The following is an 18,530-nucleotide window of genomic DNA, read 5'->3' on the forward strand; positions in this document are numbered from 1 at the left end:
CGACTAGCGAGCAAGCTCGCAAGTCTCGCTGCCCCTCCCGCAAGCGGGAGGGGAGCTATTTGGCTTTACTCCGCCGCCTTCTCGGGCTTGGCCTTTGCCTTGCCCTTGCCGGCCTTGGGCGCGGCGGGGGTGATTTCGAAGGTCAGCGGGTTGCCGACATGGGCGTCCTCCCCGGTCTTCAGCTTGACCTTGACCTCGCCGCCGTGGACCAGCTTGCCGAAGAGCAGTTCCTCGGCGAGCGGCTGCTTGATCTTTTCCTGGATCAGGCGGCCCATCGGGCGCGCGCCATAGAGCTTGTCATAGCCCTTGCCGGTCAGCCATTCGCGCGCCGCGTCGTCGAGCTGGATGTGGACGTTGCGGTCGGCAAGCTGAAGCTCCAATTGCAGGATGAACTTGTCGACGACGCGCGCCACGACCTCGGGGGGCAGATAGCCGAAAGGCACGATCGCATCGAGGCGATTGCGGAATTCGGGGGTGAACATGCGTTTCACCGCCTCTTCCTGCACATCCTCGCGCGTCGACTGGCCGAAACCGATCGACTCGCGTGCCATGTCGCTGGCGCCCGCATTGGTCGTCATGATCAGGATGACGTTGCGGAAATCGACCGTCTTGCCGTGGTGATCGGTCAGGCGGCCATTGTCCATCACCTGCAACAGGATGTTGAACAGGTCCGGATGCGCCTTTTCGATCTCGTCGAGCAGCAACACGCAATGCGGGTTCTGATCGATCGCATCGGTCAGCAGGCCGCCCTGATCATAGCCGACATAGCCCGGAGGCGCGCCGATCAGGCGGCTCACCGAATGCCGTTCCATATATTCGGACATGTCGAAGCGCTGGAGCGGGATGCCCATGATATGCGCGAGCTGCTTCGCAACCTCGGTCTTGCCGACGCCGGTCGGGCCGCTGAACAGATAGTTGCCGATCGGCTTTTCGGGATCGCGCAGGCCCGCGCGGGAGAGCTTGATCGCCGACGACAGCACCTCGATCGCGGTGTTCTGGCCGAAGACGACGCGTTTCAGGTCGGTCTCGAGCGTTTCGAGAACCTTCTTGTCGTCGCTCGACACCGACTTGGGCGGGATGCGCGCCATCGTCGCGATCACCGCCTCGATCTCCTTCGCGGTGATCGTCTTGCGGCGCTTCGACGGCGGGACGAGCATCTGCATCGCGCCGACCTCGTCGATCACGTCGATGGCCTTGTCGGGCAGCTTGCGGTCGTTGATGTAGCGCGACGACAGCTCGACCGCGGCGTTGATCGCGTCGGCGGTGTATTTGACGTTGTGATGGCTCTCGAACGCTTCGCGGAGCCCTGCGAGAATCTTTTTCGTATCCTCGATGCTCGGCTCGATCACGTCGATCTTCTGGAACCGGCGGAGCAGCGCGCGATCCTTTTCGAAGTGATTGCGGAACTCCTTGTAGGTCGTCGAGCCGATGCAGCGGATGACGCCGCCCGACAAAGCGGGCTTCAGCAGGTTCGATGCGTCCATCGCGCCGCCGCTCGTCGCGCCGGCGCCGATCACCGTGTGGATCTCGTCGATGAACAGGATCGCGTGCGGCAGGCCTTCGAGTTCGGAGACGACCTGCTTCAGGCGCTCCTCGAAGTCGCCGCGATAGCGCGTGCCCGCGAGCAGCGCGCCCATGTCGAGCGAATAGATCACCGCGGGCAACAGCACCTCGGGCACGTCGCCTTCGACGATCTTGCGCGCGAGCCCTTCGGCGATCGCCGTCTTGCCGACGCCGGGATCGCCGACATAGAGCGGATTGTTCTTGCTGCGGCGGCAGAGAATCTGGATCGTGCGGTCGACCTCGGCACTGCGGCCGATCAGCGGGTCGACCTTGCCGCCCTTCGCCTTTTCGTTGAGGTTGACGGTGAACTGGTCGAGCGCGGTTTCCTTCTTGGACTTGCCCTCGCTCTTGTCCTTCGTCTCTTCCTTTTCCTCGGGCTCGGCGGTGGGCGACGGCTTGCCGCCCTTGCCGACGCCGTGGCTGAGATACGAGACCGCGTCGAGCCGCGTCAGATCCTGCTGCTGCAGGAAATAGACGGCATAGCTTTCGCGTTCGGAGAAGAGCGCGACGAGGACGTTGGCGCCCGTCACCTCATCCTTGCCCGACGACTGGACGTGCAGGATCGCGCGCTGGACGACGCGCTGGAATCCGCTAGTTGGGGAGGGATCGCTGTGCCCCTCGACCTTCAGGCTGTCGAGTTCGGTGTCGAGATAATGGACGACCGCCGATTGCAGGTCGTCGAGCGCAACGCCGCACGCGCGCATCACTTCGGCGGCATGATCGTCGTCGATCAGCGCATAGAGCAGATGCTCGAGCGTCGCATATTCGTGATGGCGCTCCGAAGCGGCCTTCAGCGCGTTGTGTAGTGTCTTTTCGAGGCTTTCCGAAAAGGACGGCATGGTCTTCATCTCCTTGCGGGGACCAGGCCGGGGAGAGCGGCCCCCTTAGGAACATAAGGTGGCGATGCCGCCGCCACACCGCAAGGGAAAAGCGGAGGCGAATGTGAAATTGCCGTGACACTGTTGTATTATGGTTAACAACGCATGGCCGCGTCCGCGACCCGGCTAGCGTCCTCCGGCGGCCGTTTGTGTGCTCGTCCTGCCTGTTGCGAGGCGGAACAGTGGGACCGTGAGCGTCGTTGAAAGCAGCGCCAGCGTCACGAGCACGGCAAAGACCGTCGGGGTGATGAGCCCCGCCTGCGCGAGGATCGTCGCCGCGACGATCTCCATCAAGCCCTTGCACTGGAGCAGCAGGCCGAGCCGCGTGCGTTCGGTTGCTGGCAGGCTGGCATCGGGCGGCGCCAGATGCACCGCCGCCAGCTTGGACGCACCCGCTATCAACAGCAGGAGCATAGCGGCGCCGATGGCGGCCACGGTGACGACCGCGCCGTCGATGCTGAGACCGCGATGCGCGAAGAAAAGCGGGGACAGGCCGAACAGGGCGACCTTACCGACCAGTTCGGGCCGCAGTCGTTCGGCGAGCGGTTTCGGCGCCATCGCCCCCGCAAAATAGGCGCCGAGCAGTTCGTGCAGGCCGAACGTCGCGGTGCTCCACGACCCGGCCGCGAGATAGGCGACACCCAGCGCGATGGTGATCGCCGGATGGTCGGGCAGGAAACGGCCGATCCGGCTCCGCAGAGCGGCCATCGCCGCGATGAGGGCGATCGCGGCGATCGGAAACCGGCCACCCGGGAGTGGCGCGCCGCCCTCGCCGCGGTGGAGGAAGAGCAGCAGCCCGAGGCCCGACCACAGGATCGCATCATCGAGCGCAGCGATGCGCAGCGCGAGATGGCCGAGCGGTCGGTCGGCGACCGGCAATTCGCGAACGATGCCGACAAGGACGGGCAGCGCGCTCACCGATAGGCAAAGGCCGATGGCGGCTGCGGACAGCAGCGGCGACACCCCCTGCGGGCGCGCCAGGACCGCGTCCATCGTCCCCGAGACTGCAGCCACGAAGCCGACCATGAACGGCAGCGCGAGCGCGGCGAGCGCGGCGCCCACAAGTCGGCCGTCGAGGCGCGGCGCGTGGTCGGTGGTCGTTCGGGTTTCGAGCCCGGCACTGAACGCCAGCGCCAGCACTCCGAGCCATCCGATCGTGTCGCCGAGCGGCGAGGGGCCCAGCACCGACTTGTCGAAGCCGAAGCGGTCGGCGGCGATCGCCACCGCCAGCCCGGTCAGGATCGGCAACACCGCCAACGGGACCGCGCCGCGAACGAGGCGCCAGCAGAGCAGCGGCACCACGAGGAAACAGAGCAGGTCGATGACGAACGCCATGCGCGAGGATTATCGGTCGGGCCGCCGCGCGACAAGGATTTTGTGAACGTTCTCTCTGGGCGCCGGCGCCGTTGCGCTGCGCCTACCCCTTGCGGAACAGCGCCTCGGCGCTCGCCTTGAAAGTTCCCGCAGCGGCCTTGTGCGCCTTCACGCGCGCGATCTCTGCTTCCAGCACCGCGATGCGGTCGTCGAGTTCGGCGACCGACAGCGGATCCAGCACCTGTTTCGTCAGCGCCGCGAGCACATCGTCGCGGCGGCGGGGAAGGTCGTCATCGTCCATGGCGCATCCTTTCTCTCGCTGGTCCCTGATTTGCCCGGCTCCGTTTTGAAGGCGCGCGACTGTTGACCCGTGTCGCACCTCTGTCAATAAGGCGCGCCAAGGGACGATTTCATCAGTGGGGGATTAACTAGCGTGACCAGCCTGCCAGCCGAAATGACCGTGATCGCGATCCGCGAGCCCGGCGGACCCGAGGTGCTGGTTCCCGAAACCCGCCCCGTGCCGCGGCCCGGCCCGGGCGAGGTGCTGATCCGCGTCGCCGCTGCCGGGGTGAACCGTCCCGACGTCTTGCAACGCATGGGCTTTTATCCGCCACCGCCGGGTGCATCGGACCTGCCGGGGCTCGAGGTCGCGGGCACCGTCGTCGCGGTCGGGCCGGCGGGCGATCGCGAACTGCTGGGCCAGTCGGTCTGCGCGCTCGTCGCGGGCGGGGGCTATGCCGAATATTGCGTCGCGCCGGGGGGAAGCTGCCTTCCGGTGCCGCTGGGCTTTTCGATGGAAGAGGCGGCGGCGCTGCCCGAGACCGTGTTCACCGTCTGGCACAATCTGTTCGAGCGCGCCTATGTCCGCGACGGCGAGACCGCGCTGATCCACGGCGGCACCAGCGGCATCGGCACGACCGCGATCGGGCTGTGCAACCTGTTCGGGGTCCGCACGATCGTCACCTGCGGCAGCGCAGATAAGTGCGCCGCCGCGACCGCGCTCGGCGCGACCCACGCGATCGATTATTCGGCGGGGGATTATGTCGAGGCGGTGAAGGGTCTGACCGGCGGCAAGGGGGTTGAGGTCGTGCTCGACATGGTCGGCGGCGACTATGTGCCGCGCAACATCGAGTGTCTCGCCGACGACGGGCGCCATGTCTCGATCGCGTTCCAGCGCGGCGCGAAGGCCGAGGTCGATGTGTCGCAGATCATGCGCCGCCGATTGACGCTGACCGGCTCGACGTTGCGCGCGCGTAGCGCCGAATTCAAGGCTCTGCTCGCGGACGAGATTCACCGTACGCTCTGGCCGCGCCTGTCCGAAGGCGGCTGGAAGCCCGCGATGGACCAGAGCTTCCCGCTCGCCGAAGCCGCCGCCGCGCACGCACGGATGCAGGCGGGCGCGCATGTCGGAAAGATTGTGCTGAGGCTGTCCTGATCCGTCTTCGTCTTGATGCGGGGACGTCAGCGAAAGGAAACAGGGGATGAGCGACCGGCCTATCCTTCACGAATATGCGCTGAGCGGCAATTGCTACAAGATCCGGCTGACAGCGGCGTTTCTGGGTGTCGCGCTCGACCGGCGCGAATATGACATCATGAAGGGCGAGACGCGGACGCCCTCGTTTCTGGCGACGGTCAATGCCAACGGCCGCATCCCGGCTCCAGATCGGCGACCAATTCCTGCCCGAAAGCAACGCTGCCTGTTTCTGGCTGGCCGATGGCACGCGCCTCCTTCCCGACGACCGCTTCGCACGCGCCGACATGCTGCGCTGGATGTTCTGGGAGCAGTATAATCACGAACCCAATGTCGCGACCCTGCGCTTCTGGATGGGGTGGATCGGCGACGCGAATTTGACCGATGTCCAGCGGGCGCTGCTGCCCGGCAAGATCGAGGCGGGAAAGGCCGCGCTCGCGTTGATGGACGAGCATCTGGCGAAGCACGACTGGCTCGCGGGCGGGGCGCTCTCGCTCGCCGATATCGCGCTCTATGCCTACACGCATGTCGCGGAGGAGAGCGGCTTCTTCGCGCTGGCCGATTATCCGGCGGTGCAGCGCTGGCTCGCGCGGATCGAGGCCGAGCCCGGATTTGTGGCGATGGAGGCATAGCGGAAGGTCCGGAAACGACCGATTGCGGCCCGAACTGACCCCGTTCGCATCGAGCGAAGTCGAGATGCCCCTCGGGCTAGGCGCAAGGCTGCTGGGTGTCTCGACTTCGCTCGACACGAACGGAAATAGGGGACGGTCTGGAATCCACCCCCTTTCAGTCATATGCCGCATCTCCGGCAAGCACTGTTAAATCGGGCATTTCCCCGACGCTCACAGAAGGCAGGTATGACGCCATAGACAAAGCCTCCGGTTCCCTTTCGATCCAGTGCGCAAAGCCTCGTGCCGCCCATGAGTACGGCTCGATCTGTGCCCGCTCAAACAAGAAAACGACAAGCTGTTCCGCTATGGCTCTTCCCCATGCCATCACCTCATCATCGGATTGACCCTCGATCCAAATGCCCGTGCTGGACTCGTAGTCCGTCTCGTCGCTTGCATTCAATTCAGCTTCCCGAGGGTTTTCGAAGCCGAAACAGAAGAGGCTCTTAGTAATCATCGGGCCAGACTAGCTTGACCGCTGCTCCGGTCAACGTCCGCTTCCCACCCCATTTCGGTCGGTCAGACGCCGACGCCCTTACATGACCGCTATCGACCGATTGCGGACCTCCTCGGCTAGATGTAATTTCGCTCGACTTGGAGGGCACTATGAGTCCGGGTTATTTGTTTGCATTCGCTTTTTTCACGTCAACGACTGACCAAAGCGTCATAGACCTGTTGATGCGGGAACGCGAAGTGCCGCAGGATCTATACTATCTAGCGCAACGACCGAGCGGGATCATGTTCTGTGATAAGCGGCTAAAGGCCCGACAAACCCGCAGGTTCGAGGAAAGATACGGCCTCCGGCTCAAGAAGGTGATCGCAGCTAAGATAGCAAAGGATGGCTTCGGATGGGCACCCGACGACATCGTTGTGCTGCCTTGCGAAGTCACAACGAAACAGGCAGCTGACAAGTTGCTTTTGAACTTCGACATTGAACTCCGTCGGTTCGAGGCGCGCTACGGCCTAAGTAGTGAAGTCCGCTAACCACCCCAAAGCAGACACCGCCTTCAAACAGGCCTTCCTACATCATCCCGTTGTGCCAGCGTTAATCCGGCGCTCTCATCTGGTGGATCAATGCGGTTGCGGTCCAGCTTGCGCCTGCGGACGGGGCAAGTCGTGCGAGAGGTGTCGGGCAATCCTCCCGGTCCAGAACGGGCGACGCATGAGGCTGAACTTTCCTGAACTTTGGTACCCGGGCCGCGATGATGAACGCAGGCTTGACCGCTTTCCCACCCAAGGCCGCCCTCGAATCCGAGCACTTGCCCCTTTCGTCAAACCGGCATATATCCCCCGCCAATGTCCGGCCGCCCCGCGAGGGGCGGCCCTTATTATTTCCGCTGGAGATTTCGCCATGGCCAATGCCAACGCTACCCCGCTGATGCCGCATGCGACCGCCGCCTGGCTGGTCGACAACACGGGGCTGACCTTTGCCCAGATCGCCGAATATTGCGGTATTCACATCCTCGAGGTGCAGGCGATCGCCGACGAGACCGCGGCGACCAAATATACCGGCCGCGACCCCGTCCGCGCGCACGAGCTGTCGATGGACGAGATCGAAAAGGGCCAGAAGGATCCGAACTACAAGCTCAAGATGAGCGTGCAGGCGCAGGATACGATCCGCCGTACCCGCGGCCCGCGCTACACGCCGGTCAGCAAGCGCCAGGACAAACCCGACGGCATCGCCTGGATCCTGAAGAACCACCCCGAGGTGTCGGACGGCGCGATCGGCAAGCTGATCGGTACCACGCGCAACACGATCGGTGCGATCCGCGACCGCAGCCACTGGAACAGCGCGAACATCGTGCCCAAGGATCCGGTGACGCTTGGTCTCTGTTCGCAGCGCGAACTCGACGCGCTGGTCGCCAAGGCCGCGAAGAAAGCCGGCATCAAGGCGCCCGAGGACAGCCGTCTGGAGGGCGACCGCGAAGCGCTGCTCGAAGAGCTGCGCGCCGAACGCACCGCCGCCGCCGAAGCGCGCGCGGCCGAGGAAGCCGACGCCGACAGCGAAGCCTGACGCATGGTCGGGGGCGGCGACGAGGATCATATTCCGGCAGCCAGCGGCTCGCCGGACGCGTCGCTGACCCAGGACGACAGCTTCACCGCGACGAGCCACGCCGGGCTGACCTATCCGTGGGGCGAGGCCGCGCCGGCACCCGGCGAGACGATCCGCATCGCCGACGGCATCAGCTGGGCGCGCATCCCGATGCCGGGGTCGCTCGGCCATATCAACAGCTGGCTGCTCGACGACGCCGACAGCGAAGGCCGCGAGGGGGTCGCGGTCGTCGACACCGGCATCTGCCTGACCGCCTGTTCGGACGCGTGGAAGGCGCTCTATGCCGGGGCGCTCAAGGACAAGCGGATCACACGGGTGTTCGGCACCCACCTCCATCCCGACCATATCGGGCTCGCGGGCTGGATCGCGAAGAAGCAGGGCGTCAAACTCTGGATGACGCGCGGCGAAATGCTGACCGCGCGCGCGATCGTGGCCGATTCGTCCGAAGTGGCGCCCGACGAGGTGCTCGCCCAGTCGCGCGCCGCCGGCTGGGACGAGGCCGCGATCGAGCAGCAGCGCGCAAGCGGCTGGAACATGTTCCAGCGGATGATCTTTGCGCTGCCGCGCAGCTATGTCCGCATCGCCGACGGCCAACGACTCGATTTCGGCAAGCATGTGTGGCGCGTCGTCACCGGGTCGGGACACAGCCCCGAACATGCGTGCCTGTGGAACGAGCGCGAGGGCGTGCTGGTTTCGGGTGACCAGGTGCTGCCGCGTATCAGCTCGAACGTGTCGGTCAATATCACCGAGCCCGACGCCGATCCGCTCGGCGAATGGCTGGCGTCGATCGACAAGCTGATCGCGACCGTGCCCGCCGACGTCGTCACCTGCCCCGCCCATGGCGAGCCTTTCAAGGGCCTGCACGTCCGCCTGATGGCGCTCCGCGACGAACATCGGATGCGGCTCTACAAGGTCGCGGAGGCGGTCGCCGAAAGGCCGATGCGCGCGGTCGACACCTTCGCGCTGCTGTTCAACCGCCCGATCGCCGGCCACAACCAGAATCTCGCAACCGGCGAGGCGCTCGCGCACCTCAAGCGGCTAGAGGTCGAGGGCCGCATCCGCAAGGAGGACCGCGGCGGGGTGTGGTGGTACCACGGGGTCGCGTGACACTTTTGGTTTTTGGGGTGGTTTCCAAACCGTCCCCCATTTCCGTTCGCATCGAGCGAAGTCGAGATGCCCCTCGGGCTAGGCGCAAGGCTGCCGGGTGTCTCGACTTCGCTCGACACGAACGGATTAGCTTGGGCGTCACGCCCACTTCCGGTCGTTACCGGCCGTACTCTGCCCTTATTCCTCGGTCCGGATCAGGATCATCTCGCCGATCAGCGCAAAGAGGATGAACGGCCCCCACGCCGCGAGGAAGGGCGTGTAGGCGCCGAGATCGCCCATCGCGAGCGCGAAATTGTCGGCGACGAAGTAGGCGAAGCCGAGCGCCATGCCCAGGATCGCGCGGACGAACAGCTTGCCCGAACGCGCGAGGCCGAAGGCCGCGACCGCGCCCAGCAGCGGCATCAGGATCGCCGATAGCGGCCCCGAAATCTTGTGCCACAGCACGCCCTTCAGCGAATCGACCGGTCGGCCCGCTGCCTCAAGCTCGTCGATGGCGGTGCTGAGCTCGGTGAAGGGCAGTTCGTCGCCGTCGACCTGCGCCAGCGTGAACTGGTCGGTGCCGACCCCCTTCATCGCGACGATCGTGCCGAGCGGTTCGAGCGTTCCCGAACGGCGGATGAAGCGCCGCGCATTGGTCAGCTCCCAGCCGCCCGCGACGGGCTTCGCGCTGTCGGCCTTCAGCATCGACGACAGCACGCCCTGCGTGCGTTCATAGACGGTGACGTCGCGCAGCATGACGGGGCCGCGCGTTTCGACCGTGCCGGCGTTGATCAGGTCGTTGCCCGCGCGCACCCAGATGTTGGCGCGCACCCCGCTGTCCCTGGGCACTTTGGCATATTCGACCTTTTGCCAGGCGCTGAGCGCCGCGGTCGAGCGCGTGACGATGCGTTCGTTGAAGGCGAAGCTGATCCCCGCGACGAGCAGCGCGGCGAGGAACAGCGGCGCCAGCACCTGGTGCGCCGACATGCCCGACGCCTTCATCGCGATGACCTCGCTGTTCTGGTTCAGCGTCACCAGCGTCAAAATGGTGCCGAGCAGCACCGAAAAGGGCAGAAAGGTCTCGATGATCTGCGGGATGCGCATCCCGACATAGCGCCAGACCTCGCTGTCGCCATTGCCCGCGACTGCGAGGATCTTGCCGCTCTCGCCGAGCAGGTCGAGCGTCTGGAGGATGAGCACCAGCGCGAACAGGATCGAGAAACTGCGGATCAGGAACATCCGCCCGACGTAAAGCGCCATCGTGCGCGACGGGAAAAAGTGGAGCTGGTGCATGTCAGGCGGCTCGCGGCTTCCGCTGGAAGGCGCCGACCAGGCGGCGGATCTTCTGTCCCGCCTTCGCCGCGAAGCGTTCGAGCGCGCCGATCGGCTGGCCGCCAGGGACATAAGCGACGGTGTAATACATCCAGATCGCCAGCCCTGCGAACAAGAGGAAGGGCACCCACAGCGCGATCAGCGGGTCGACCGCGCCGCGCGCGCCGAGATCCTCGGCATATTGGTTGATCTTGTGCTGCGTCACCAGCAGCACGATCGACAGGAACACCCCGAGCGCCGAGGTCGATCGTTTGGGCGGGATCGCCAGCGCCACCGCCATCAGCGGGATCAGGAACATCGACATCACCTCGACGATCCGGAAATGGAAATTAGCGCGCGATTCCAGCCGCGTCTTCAGCGACTCGTTCTTGTCGCGCCCGGCGACGAGCAGTTCGGGGATCGTCAGTTCGCGGTCGGCGCCGCCGCGCAGGCGGAACGCCTCGATCTTCGGCAACGGGATCGGCAGGTCGTGGTTGTCGAAGGTCAGCACGCGCGGCACCGCGAATTTCGGCGATTCATGGATCAGTACGCCCTGCGACAGGCGCAGGATGATCGTGTTCGGATCGTCGGTCGCAAGGAATTGCCCGCGCGATGCGGTCGCCGACACGCGCTGGCCGTCCTTGTTCTCGCCGCGCACGAAGATGCCGCGCAGCGACTTGCCCTCGTTATAGCTTTCCTCGATGCGCAAGGTCATGCGGTCGCCCAATTTGGTGAACTCGCCGACCTTGATCGAGGCGCCGAGCGCGCCCGACCGAAGATCGAATTGCAGCCCCTCATAGGCGTAGCGGGCATAGGGCTGGATGAAGCCGACGATCGCGAGATTGAGCGCCGCGAGCGCGATCGCATAGGCATAGGGAACGCGCAGCAACCGCCCGAACCCCATGCCGACGCCGCGCAGCACGTCGAGCTCGCTCGACGTGGCAAGCCGCCGGAAAGCCAGGAGAATCCCCAGCATCAGGCCGATCGGGATGCCGAGCGAGAGATATTCGGGGATCAGGTTGGCGAGCATCCGCCACACGACGCTGACCGGGCCGCCTTCGGTCGCGACGAAATCGAACAGCCGCAGCATCTTTTCGAGCACGAGCAGCATCGCCGAAAGGACGAGGGTGCCGAGCATCGGGAAAAACACCAGCCGCGCGATATAACGGTCGATGGCGGGTAGCTTGTTCAATCTTTGGTCGCCCCATCACCATGATTTGGCCGCAAATGATTCCGATATGCCGATTCACGGGCAACAGGGACCCATGTCAGCGTGACGGCTGGCGTGGCTATAACCACTGGGAGCTATTGCGTCATGTCGAAATTTACGTCGGCGTCGCTCTGCGTGGCTCTGCTGTCCATGTCGGTGGCAGCGAACGCAGAGGGGCAGGTCTTACCGAACGACCTCGCCAAATGCCGGAGCGGGCCGTCCACCCTCGTCCAGATCAGCGGCGTCAAGGCCGGATCGGGCAAGATCCGTGTCCAGAGCTATCGCGCCAACGCGTCCGAATGGCTGGCCAAGGGCCGCTGGCTTACGCGCATCGAAGTCCCCGCGCGTGCGTCATCGATGACCGTGTGCGTGCCGCTTCCCCAGGCCGGCGCCTATGGCATCGCGGTGCGCCACGATTTCAACGGCAACGGCAAGACCGATCTGTCGACCGACGGCGGCGGGATGTCGAACAACCCGAGCATCAACATCTTCAACCTCGGCAAGCCGAGCTACAAGAAGACGGCGTTCGAGGTTGGCAATGCACCGAGAACGATCTCCATCACCATGAAATATATGTAGCCGATGGCCAGCGTCGCCCTTCTTTCCAATCCGCGTTCGACCGGCAACCGCTCGCTGTTGCCGCAGGTTCGCGAATTTTGTGCGGCGCACCCCGACATCTTCCACTATGAAGTGGAGGACGTCGGGCAGATCGGCGAGGCGATCCGCACGATCGCAATGGTCAACCCCAGCGTCGTCGCGATCAACGGCGGCGACGGCACGGTGCAGGCGGCGCTGACCGAACTCCATTCGGGCGGCCATTTCGACGGTTCGCCGCCGCCGGTCGCGGTGCTTCCCAACGGCAAGACCAATCTGATCGCGCTCGACCTTGGCGCCGAGGGCGATCCGATCAAGGCGCTGCAGCGCGTGCTCGACCTCGTCCATTCGGGCGAGCTTCAGGAGCATGTGATCGAGCGCCAGTTGATCGCGCTCGACAATGACGGCGGCCGGCCGGTGCTCGGCATGTTCCTCGGCGGCGCTTATCTTGCCGACGTGATGCTCTATTGCCGCAACCGAATCTATCCGCTTGGCCTGCCGAACGGCATTTCGCACATTCTTGCCGCAATCCTCGGGCTGTTCGCGATCATTTTTGGCCTCGGCGGCGGGCGGCTCCCGCCGAAGCCCGAGCCGATGACCGTCTCGCTGGTTCGCCAGGGCGAGTTCAAGGGCAAATTCTCGCTGCTGATCGTCACGACGCTGGAAAAGCTGCTGCTCAGTATCAAGACCAGCGAAAGTCACGGGACCAATGGGCACATGAAGCTGCTCGCGACCGACAGCAATGTCGGTGCGCTCTTCCGGATGCTCGGCGCGACGTGGCGCGGGACGCTGGGGCAGAAGCCGCTCAACGGGGTGCATTTCCAGCAAGGCGACGAAATCCGCATCGAGGGCAAGCGTTCGAACGTCATCCTCGACGGCGAAATTTTCGAAGCGAAGAACGGCAGGCCGATCATCCTGACCTCGACGCAGCCGGTACCGTTTCTGCGCCTCGCGGCCTGACGCCCGCCTTATGTCCGATATCCGCGCCCTCGTCCGCGAAGAGCTTGCGACGCCGGTCGATCCGCGCGCCGCGGCAATGGCCGCGGCGATCGCGGCCCACTATCCGGGCAGCGCGCGTGCGGTGCTGTTCTATGGCTCGTGCCTCCGCGAGACGCAGCTCGACGGGCTGATGCTCGATTTCTACCTGATCGTGTCCGACTATGGCGATGCCTTTCCCAAGCGCTGGATGGCGCTTGCCAACCGGCTGATCCCGCCGAACGTCTTTCCGTTTCAGCACGGCGGGCTGATCGCCAAATATGCGGTGCTGAGCGAGGCCGACTTCGACCGGCTGAATGGCGCCGAAACGCGCAATGTGTCGGTATGGGCGCGCTTCGCGCAGCCGTCGCGACTGGTCTGGGCCGTCGACGATACCGCGCGCGACCGGGCGATCGCGGCGGTCGCGCGCGCCGCGCCGACCTTGCTCGCGGCGGCGGGGCGCGTCGAGGGCGAGGCACCGCTCGACTGGTGGCGCCGCGCCTTCGCGCTCACCTATTCGGTGGAACTCCGCGCCGAGCGCACGAACCGCGCCCAATCGGTGGTCGATGCCGATCCCGATCGCTACCTGCGGTTCAGCGAACCGGCGATTGCCGCGATTCCCGCGAACGCGCGCAGCGGCGGCTGGGCGCGGCGGCGGATCGAGGGCAAGCTGCTCAGCATCGCGCGGCTCGCGAAGGCCAGCCTGACCTATGCCGGCGGGATCGACTATCTGGCGTGGAAGATCAATCGTCACGCGGGCACGAAGATCGAGATCAAGCCCTGGCAACGCCGCTGGCCGCTCGTCGCCGCGCTGACCCTGGTGCCGCGCCTGATCCGGGGCGGGGCGATCCGCTAGGCATGCAACGCCGGTGACTATGGACCCCGGATCAAGTCCGGGGTGACGAAAAGACAAGCTGTCGCTTCAGCTCGCCAGCCGCTGCCCCTCGGGCCGTCCGTCGCCGCAGCGCCGGATCGCCCGGTCGAGCGCGACCAGCGTGAAGGGCTTGCGCAGCACGTCATGGTCGCCGAAGGCCTCGACCTCGCCCGCGTCGCCCGCATAACCGGTGACGAACAGGATCGGGAGGGCCGGCCAACGCCGCCTGAGCTGCGCGACCATTTCGGGGCCGGTGAGCTGCGGCATCAGGACGTCCGACAGTATGAGGTCGAAACCGCCGTGGCGTTCGACGATCGCCTCTGCGTCGAGCGGATTGGCGCAGGCCACCGCCTTGTGTCCGAGCTCCTCGACCGCGTCGACGGTCGCGGCGAGCACGCGCTGGTCGTCCTCGACGACGAGGATGCGCAGCGCCTCGGTGGCGGGTGCGGCGACCGGGTCGGTGTCGCGGCCGGGGTCGGTCAGGACGGCCGCAGCGGCCTTTGCCACCGGCAGCAGCATCGCGACGCTGGTGCCTTGGCCCTCGGTCGAATGGATCTGCACCTCGCCGTCCGACTGACGGCAGAAGGCGAAGACCTGGCTCATGCCGAGCCCGGTGCCCTGACCCGCGGGCTTGGTGGTGTAGAAGGGGTCGAATACCCGCTCGAGCACTTCCGCGGACATGCCGCAGCCGGTGTCGATCACCTGTACCGCCAGCGCGGCGGTCTGGTCCTGCTCGTCGGCCAGGGTGCGGATCGTCAGCGAGCCATGCCCCTCCATCGCATCGCGCGCGTTGACCGAGAGGTTAAGCAGCGCGTTCTCGAACTGCTGCCGGTCGATCCAGCAGGCGAGGCCGGGGCTGTTGAGATCGAGCGTCAGCGCGATGCGGTCGCCGATCGTGCGCTCGATCAGCTCGGCGAAGCTCGCGATGCAGTCGTCGACGACGACCATTTCGGGGCGCGCGGGTTCGGAGCGCGCGAAGGCGAGCAGGCGGCGGGTCAGGTCGGCGGCGCGGTTGGCGCCGTCCATCGCGTTCGACAGGTGGCGCTGCGCCTTTTCGGGCGCGGTGACGACGAGGCGCTGCGCAAGTTCGAGCCCCCCGACGACGACTGCGAGCATGTTGTTGAAGTCGTGCGCGATGCCGCCGGTGAGCTGGCCGACCGCTTCCATCTTCTGCGCCTGCCGCAGCTGCGCCTCGGCGGCCTCGCGCTCGCTCATCTCGCTGCGCAGCGCGACGTTCGCCTGTTCGAGCTCGGCGGTGCGCGCTTCGACCGCGGCCTCCAGCTGCATGGCGCGGTCGCTCTCGGCCCATTGTTCGCGGCGCGCGGCGCGGCGTTCGCTTTCGGCGCGGACCAGCGACACGGTCGCGGCAATCGCGATGACCGCGGCGGCGGCGCCGAGCAGCGAAAAGAGCAGAATCGCCTGGTTGAGGCTCGCGCGGTCGGCCGACGCGACGCGGTTGCGCTCGGCGAGGATCGTCCGCTCGTTGCGGATCAACTCGGACAAGAGCCGGTCGATACGGGTCAGTGCGGCGTCGTGCCCCGCGGCATTATATTTGGAGATGGCGGCGACGGTCTGGCGATAATTGGCGCTGAGCGCCGCGTCGCCGAGTTGCTCGCCGCGCACGTTGAGTTCAGCGGTCAATTGCTTGACGAGCGCGTCCTGCTTGGGGTTGTCGCGGACATTGCGTTGCAGCAGCGTCAGATACTGCTGCGACAGCCCCCATTGCTGCTGATAGACGCGGCCGTCCTCCTTCTGCAGCCCGACCGCGAAGCGCCCGAGCGCAGCCTCGGCGCGCGCGAGCGCGGCGTCGAGGCTGCGCGTCTGCGAGATGATTTCCAGGCTGTGCGCCTGCCAGCCTAGCGAGCGGTCGTAGCTGTCGTTGGCGCGGGTGAGCAACAGCACGAGCGCGCCGACGATTCCGGTCAGGATCGCGCCGAGGACGATCGTCAGCCAGAAGCGCAACCGCTCCCGCCGATCCTCGGTTTCATTGTCGATATCCCGCTCGAACACGCTCATCTTCTACCGGACGCGCGCTTTACCGCAAAGCCGCGAAGGCGCCGCGCCGGGGCAACGCCTTCAACTCGCCGCGAAAAGGAATCCGCTGGTCGGCGCGGCAGTCCGCTTCAGCCAATGATCTGCGCGCGCTTGCCCGCGCGCTCGAAGCGGCCGAGGATCTCGTCGACCTGGTCGCTGGTGTGCTCGGCGCAGAGCGAACAGCGCAGCAGGGTCATCCCCGCGGGGGTTGCGGGCGGACGGGCAAGGTTCACGTACAGACCTTCCTCGAGCAGCGCTTCCCACATCGTCGCGCCGCGTTCGAGATCGGGCATGATCACCGCGATGATCGCCGACTGCGGCTCTTCGGTGCCGAGCTGGAAGCCGAGCGCGAGGAGGCCCGCGTGGAGTTTCTTGCTGTTCTCCCACAGGTGCGCGCGCTTGTTCGACCCGTGCATCAGCTTGCGGATGCTCGTCGCCGCGGTCGCGACGACGCTGGGGGGCAGCGAGGCGGTGAAGACATACGGGCGGCAGACGAGCCGCATGATCTCGAACTTCGGGTGGTTCGACACGCAGAAACCGCCGACGGTGCCGACGCTCTTCGAAAAGGTGCCGATGATGAAGTCGACATCGTCGATCACGCCCTGCGCCTCGGCGACGCCGCGGCCATGTTCGCCGATGAAGCCCATCGAATGCGCCTCGTCGACTAGGACCATCGCGCCATTTTCCTTGGCGATGCGGACCATCTCTTTCAGCGGCGCGATGTCGCCGAGCATCGAATAGACGCCCTCGAGCACGACGAGCTTGCCCGCCTCGGCGGGCAGGCGCTTCAGCCGTTTTTCGAGCGCTTCGACATCGTTGTGGCGAAAAGCGACGATTTCGGCGTCGCCCATCTTGCATCCGTCATAGATCGATGCGTGGCTGTCGATGTCGAGAATGACATAGTCGCCCTTGCCCGCAATCGTCGAAATGATGCCGAGGTTCGCCTGATATCCGGTCGAGAACACCATGGCATGATCCATGGCGTAAAATTCCTTGAGCGCCTCTTCGCACTCCTTGTGCCCCTGATAGGTGCCGTTGAGGACGCGGCTGCCGGTGGTGCCGCTGCCGAATTTGTCGAGGGCGTCCTTGCCCGCGGCGATGACATCCTCGTCGAAGGTCATGCCCATATAATTATAGGTGCCGAGCAGGATCGTCTCGCGCCCGTTGCAGATCGCGACGGTCGGCGAGATCACCTTTTCCATCACCAGGCTGAACGGATCGGTGACGCCGGTCGCGAGCAGATCCTCGCGCTGCTGGATCAGCGGGTCGAATTTCGAGAAGAGGTCGGTCATTTGAGTTCTTCCGTGTGCCCCGGCGAAAGCCGGGGTCCAGATGGGTGGTGCGTCGTCGCGATGGGCCCCGGCTTTCGCCGGGGATCACGGATGCGTCAGCCCTGCAGCTTTTCGACTGCCGCAACCAACTGGCCGACCGTCTCGATCTCGGCCTGCTGGTTCATGCTGATGATGATGTCGAACGTGTCCTCGACCTCGGCGACGAAATCCATCACGGTCAGGCTGTCCCATTCGAGATCGCCGGCGAAGGTGGTGGCGTCGGTCAGCGCGACGCCCTTCTTGTTGAAAGGTTCGATCAGGCCGAAAATCTGGTCCTTGAGGGCGGTGCTCATCTGGTGCGTCCCATAATGGAAGAAAGTTGCGCGCGGGAATGCCGCGATGCTGACCGCTTGGCAAGCGAATGCGGCGGGAATCGGGCAGCATCTTGCCGTTCGCGGCGCTTCATGCCATCCCGATCACGGGTCGCTGAAGCCTTCGGGCAGGGGACAGGACTTTATGGACAGCGAAAAATCGAGCGTGACGCCGGAGCCGGCGACGGGCTTTCCGTCCAACGCGGTGCATCTCGTCCGCACGACGCAGCAGATCACGATGCAATTGTCGCAGATGGCGGATCAAAAGGCGTCGATCCTGATGGGCGCGACCTTCGTCGTCTTCACGCTCGCGGTCGGGCAGGCGCGCTCGGGCGGCGGGGCGCTCGCGATGCCGCTGACGATCCTCGCGACTTTCTCGTTCCTTTCGGCGCTGCTGGCGGTTTCGGCGGTGCTGCCGCGTGTCGGCAAGGCACCGCCCGTCGTTTACAAGGACGGCAAGGACCACAGCAATATCCTGTTCTTCGGCCGCTTCGAGCAGATGGAGGAAGATGAATATATCGCGGCGGTCAAGGCGCGCCTGCGCAGCGAAGAGGATATGTACGAGGCTATGCTGCGCGACACCTATCAGAACGGGATCGTGCTGGCGCGGCGCAAATATCGGTATCTTGCCTATGCGTACCGGCTGTTCGTGACGGGGCTGACGTTGACCTTCGTGGCCTTCGGGGTCGAGATGGCGATGCTGCGGGTGGGATGATGCAGCGACGCACCAGGTAATATCATTCGTCATCCCGGACTCGATCCGGGATTCACTCACGCGGCGCTGGAGGAATGGATCCCCGGTCAAGTCCGGGATGACGATGAAAATGGTGGCAGATGCATTGCTGTTGCCTTTGTGC

At 65.2% G+C, this 18,530-nt stretch carries 18 protein-coding genes; 9 read left to right on the top strand and 9 right to left on the bottom strand.

What is annotated here, in order from left to right; all coding sequences use genetic code 11:
- Window positions 1-65 precede the first annotated feature (65 nt).
- From clpA to QOL79_RS14230, 3 genes are all read right to left on the bottom strand, one after another.
- Window positions 66-2,402, bottom strand: coding sequence for an ATP-dependent Clp protease ATP-binding subunit ClpA (gene clpA / locus QOL79_RS14220; protein ID WP_058455142.1), 2,337 nt, complete (start codon window positions 2,400-2,402; stop codon window positions 66-68).
- A 165-nt stretch (window positions 2,403-2,567) separates the two neighbouring features.
- The gene (locus QOL79_RS14225; protein ID WP_283420035.1) at window positions 2,568-3,776 is read right to left on the bottom strand and encodes a cation:proton antiporter; all 1,209 of its coding nucleotides are present in this window, start codon (window positions 3,774-3,776) and stop codon (window positions 2,568-2,570) included.
- Window positions 3,777-3,858: 82 nt separating this feature from the next.
- The gene (locus QOL79_RS14230) at window positions 3,859-4,056 is read right to left on the bottom strand and encodes a DUF1192 domain-containing protein (RefSeq protein ID WP_058455075.1); all 198 of its coding nucleotides are present in this window, start codon (window positions 4,054-4,056) and stop codon (window positions 3,859-3,861) included.
- Window positions 4,057-4,188: 132 nt separating this feature from the next.
- Between QOL79_RS14230 and QOL79_RS14235 the strand changes: the two genes are divergently transcribed.
- The gene (locus QOL79_RS14235) at window positions 4,189-5,190 is read left to right on the top strand and encodes an NAD(P)H-quinone oxidoreductase (RefSeq protein ID WP_283420036.1); all 1,002 of its coding nucleotides are present in this window, start codon (window positions 4,189-4,191) and stop codon (window positions 5,188-5,190) included.
- Between the two features lie 200 nt (window positions 5,191-5,390).
- Window positions 5,391-5,858 (top strand): glutathione S-transferase family protein, encoded by a 468-nt coding sequence (locus QOL79_RS14240; protein WP_349306422.1) that lies wholly within the window; start codon window positions 5,391-5,393, stop codon window positions 5,856-5,858.
- Window positions 5,859-6,012: 154 nt separating this feature from the next.
- On the opposite strand, the gene QOL79_RS14245 is transcribed toward QOL79_RS14240, so the two are convergent.
- The gene (locus tag QOL79_RS14245) at window positions 6,013-6,351 is read right to left on the bottom strand and encodes a hypothetical protein (protein WP_283420037.1); all 339 of its coding nucleotides are present in this window, start codon (window positions 6,349-6,351) and stop codon (window positions 6,013-6,015) included.
- Window positions 6,352-6,500: 149 nt separating this feature from the next.
- Here QOL79_RS14245 and QOL79_RS14250 point away from each other — a divergent pair, with 149 nt between their 5' ends.
- The 3 genes from QOL79_RS14250 (at window position 6,501) to QOL79_RS14260 (ending at window position 9,054) form a co-directional block, all read left to right on the top strand.
- Window positions 6,501-6,878, top strand: coding sequence for a hypothetical protein (locus QOL79_RS14250; RefSeq protein ID WP_283420038.1), 378 nt, complete (start codon window positions 6,501-6,503; stop codon window positions 6,876-6,878).
- Between the two features lie 394 nt (window positions 6,879-7,272).
- On the top strand, window positions 7,273-7,908 hold the full coding sequence (locus QOL79_RS14255) for a DUF1013 domain-containing protein (RefSeq protein ID WP_058455143.1): 636 nt from the start codon (window positions 7,273-7,275) through the stop codon (window positions 7,906-7,908).
- A 3-nt stretch (window positions 7,909-7,911) separates the two neighbouring features.
- Window positions 7,912-9,054: an MBL fold metallo-hydrolase gene (locus QOL79_RS14260; protein WP_058455078.1), complete on the top strand. Its 1,143-nt coding sequence runs from the start codon at window positions 7,912-7,914 to the stop codon at window positions 9,052-9,054.
- 177 nt (window positions 9,055-9,231) lie between these two features.
- On the opposite strand, the gene lptG is transcribed toward QOL79_RS14260, so the two are convergent.
- Together lptG and lptF are read right to left on the bottom strand one after the other, a co-directional pair.
- Window positions 9,232-10,326, bottom strand: a complete 1,095-nt coding sequence (lptG, locus tag QOL79_RS14265) for an LPS export ABC transporter permease LptG (protein WP_283420039.1) — start codon at window positions 10,324-10,326, stop codon at window positions 9,232-9,234.
- Window position 10,327: 1 nt separating this feature from the next.
- Window positions 10,328-11,536 (bottom strand): LPS export ABC transporter permease LptF, encoded by a 1,209-nt coding sequence (lptF, locus tag QOL79_RS14270; protein ID WP_282948692.1) that lies wholly within the window; start codon window positions 11,534-11,536, stop codon window positions 10,328-10,330.
- Between the two features lie 123 nt (window positions 11,537-11,659).
- Between lptF and QOL79_RS14275 the strand changes: the two genes are divergently transcribed.
- From QOL79_RS14275 to QOL79_RS14285, 3 genes are read left to right on the top strand one after another with little or no spacing between them, the layout of a single operon-like run.
- Complete coding sequence (locus QOL79_RS14275; RefSeq protein ID WP_058455080.1) at window positions 11,660-12,133, top strand: DUF2141 domain-containing protein; 474 nt, start codon at window positions 11,660-11,662, stop codon at window positions 12,131-12,133.
- A gap of 3 nt (window positions 12,134-12,136) precedes the next feature.
- Window positions 12,137-13,108 carry a diacylglycerol/lipid kinase family protein gene (locus QOL79_RS14280; protein ID WP_058455081.1) on the top strand — a complete coding sequence of 324 codons (972 nt, stop codon included), beginning with the start codon at window positions 12,137-12,139 and terminating at the stop codon, window positions 13,106-13,108.
- A 10-nt stretch (window positions 13,109-13,118) separates the two neighbouring features.
- Window positions 13,119-13,979 carry a hypothetical protein gene (locus tag QOL79_RS14285; protein ID WP_283420040.1) on the top strand — a complete coding sequence of 287 codons (861 nt, stop codon included), beginning with the start codon at window positions 13,119-13,121 and terminating at the stop codon, window positions 13,977-13,979.
- Between the two features lie 66 nt (window positions 13,980-14,045).
- Here the strand turns inward: QOL79_RS14285 and QOL79_RS14290 are convergent, their stop codons facing one another.
- The 3 genes from QOL79_RS14290 to QOL79_RS14300 form a co-directional block, all read right to left on the bottom strand.
- Window positions 14,046-16,013: an ATP-binding protein gene (locus tag QOL79_RS14290; RefSeq protein ID WP_283420041.1), complete on the bottom strand. Its 1,968-nt coding sequence runs from the start codon at window positions 16,011-16,013 to the stop codon at window positions 14,046-14,048.
- A gap of 107 nt (window positions 16,014-16,120) precedes the next feature.
- Entirely contained in the window at window positions 16,121-17,323 is a 1,203-nt protein-coding gene (spt, locus tag QOL79_RS14295; protein WP_283420042.1) for a serine palmitoyltransferase, read from the bottom strand.
- A 95-nt stretch (window positions 17,324-17,418) separates the two neighbouring features.
- A complete protein-coding gene (locus tag QOL79_RS14300) occupies window positions 17,419-17,655 on the bottom strand; it encodes an acyl carrier protein (RefSeq protein WP_058455084.1) in 237 nt (78 codons plus the stop codon).
- Window positions 17,656-17,818: 163 nt separating this feature from the next.
- Here QOL79_RS14300 and QOL79_RS14305 point away from each other — a divergent pair, with 163 nt between their 5' ends.
- Window positions 17,819-18,388 carry a Pycsar system effector family protein gene (locus QOL79_RS14305; RefSeq protein ID WP_058455146.1) on the top strand — a complete coding sequence of 190 codons (570 nt, stop codon included), beginning with the start codon at window positions 17,819-17,821 and terminating at the stop codon, window positions 18,386-18,388.
- The last annotated feature ends 142 nt before the right edge of the window (window positions 18,389-18,530 follow it).

The organism is Sphingopyxis sp. Geo48 (assembly GCF_949769155.1).
In the GTDB taxonomy this organism is placed as follows: Bacteria; Pseudomonadota; Alphaproteobacteria; order Sphingomonadales; family Sphingomonadaceae; genus Sphingopyxis.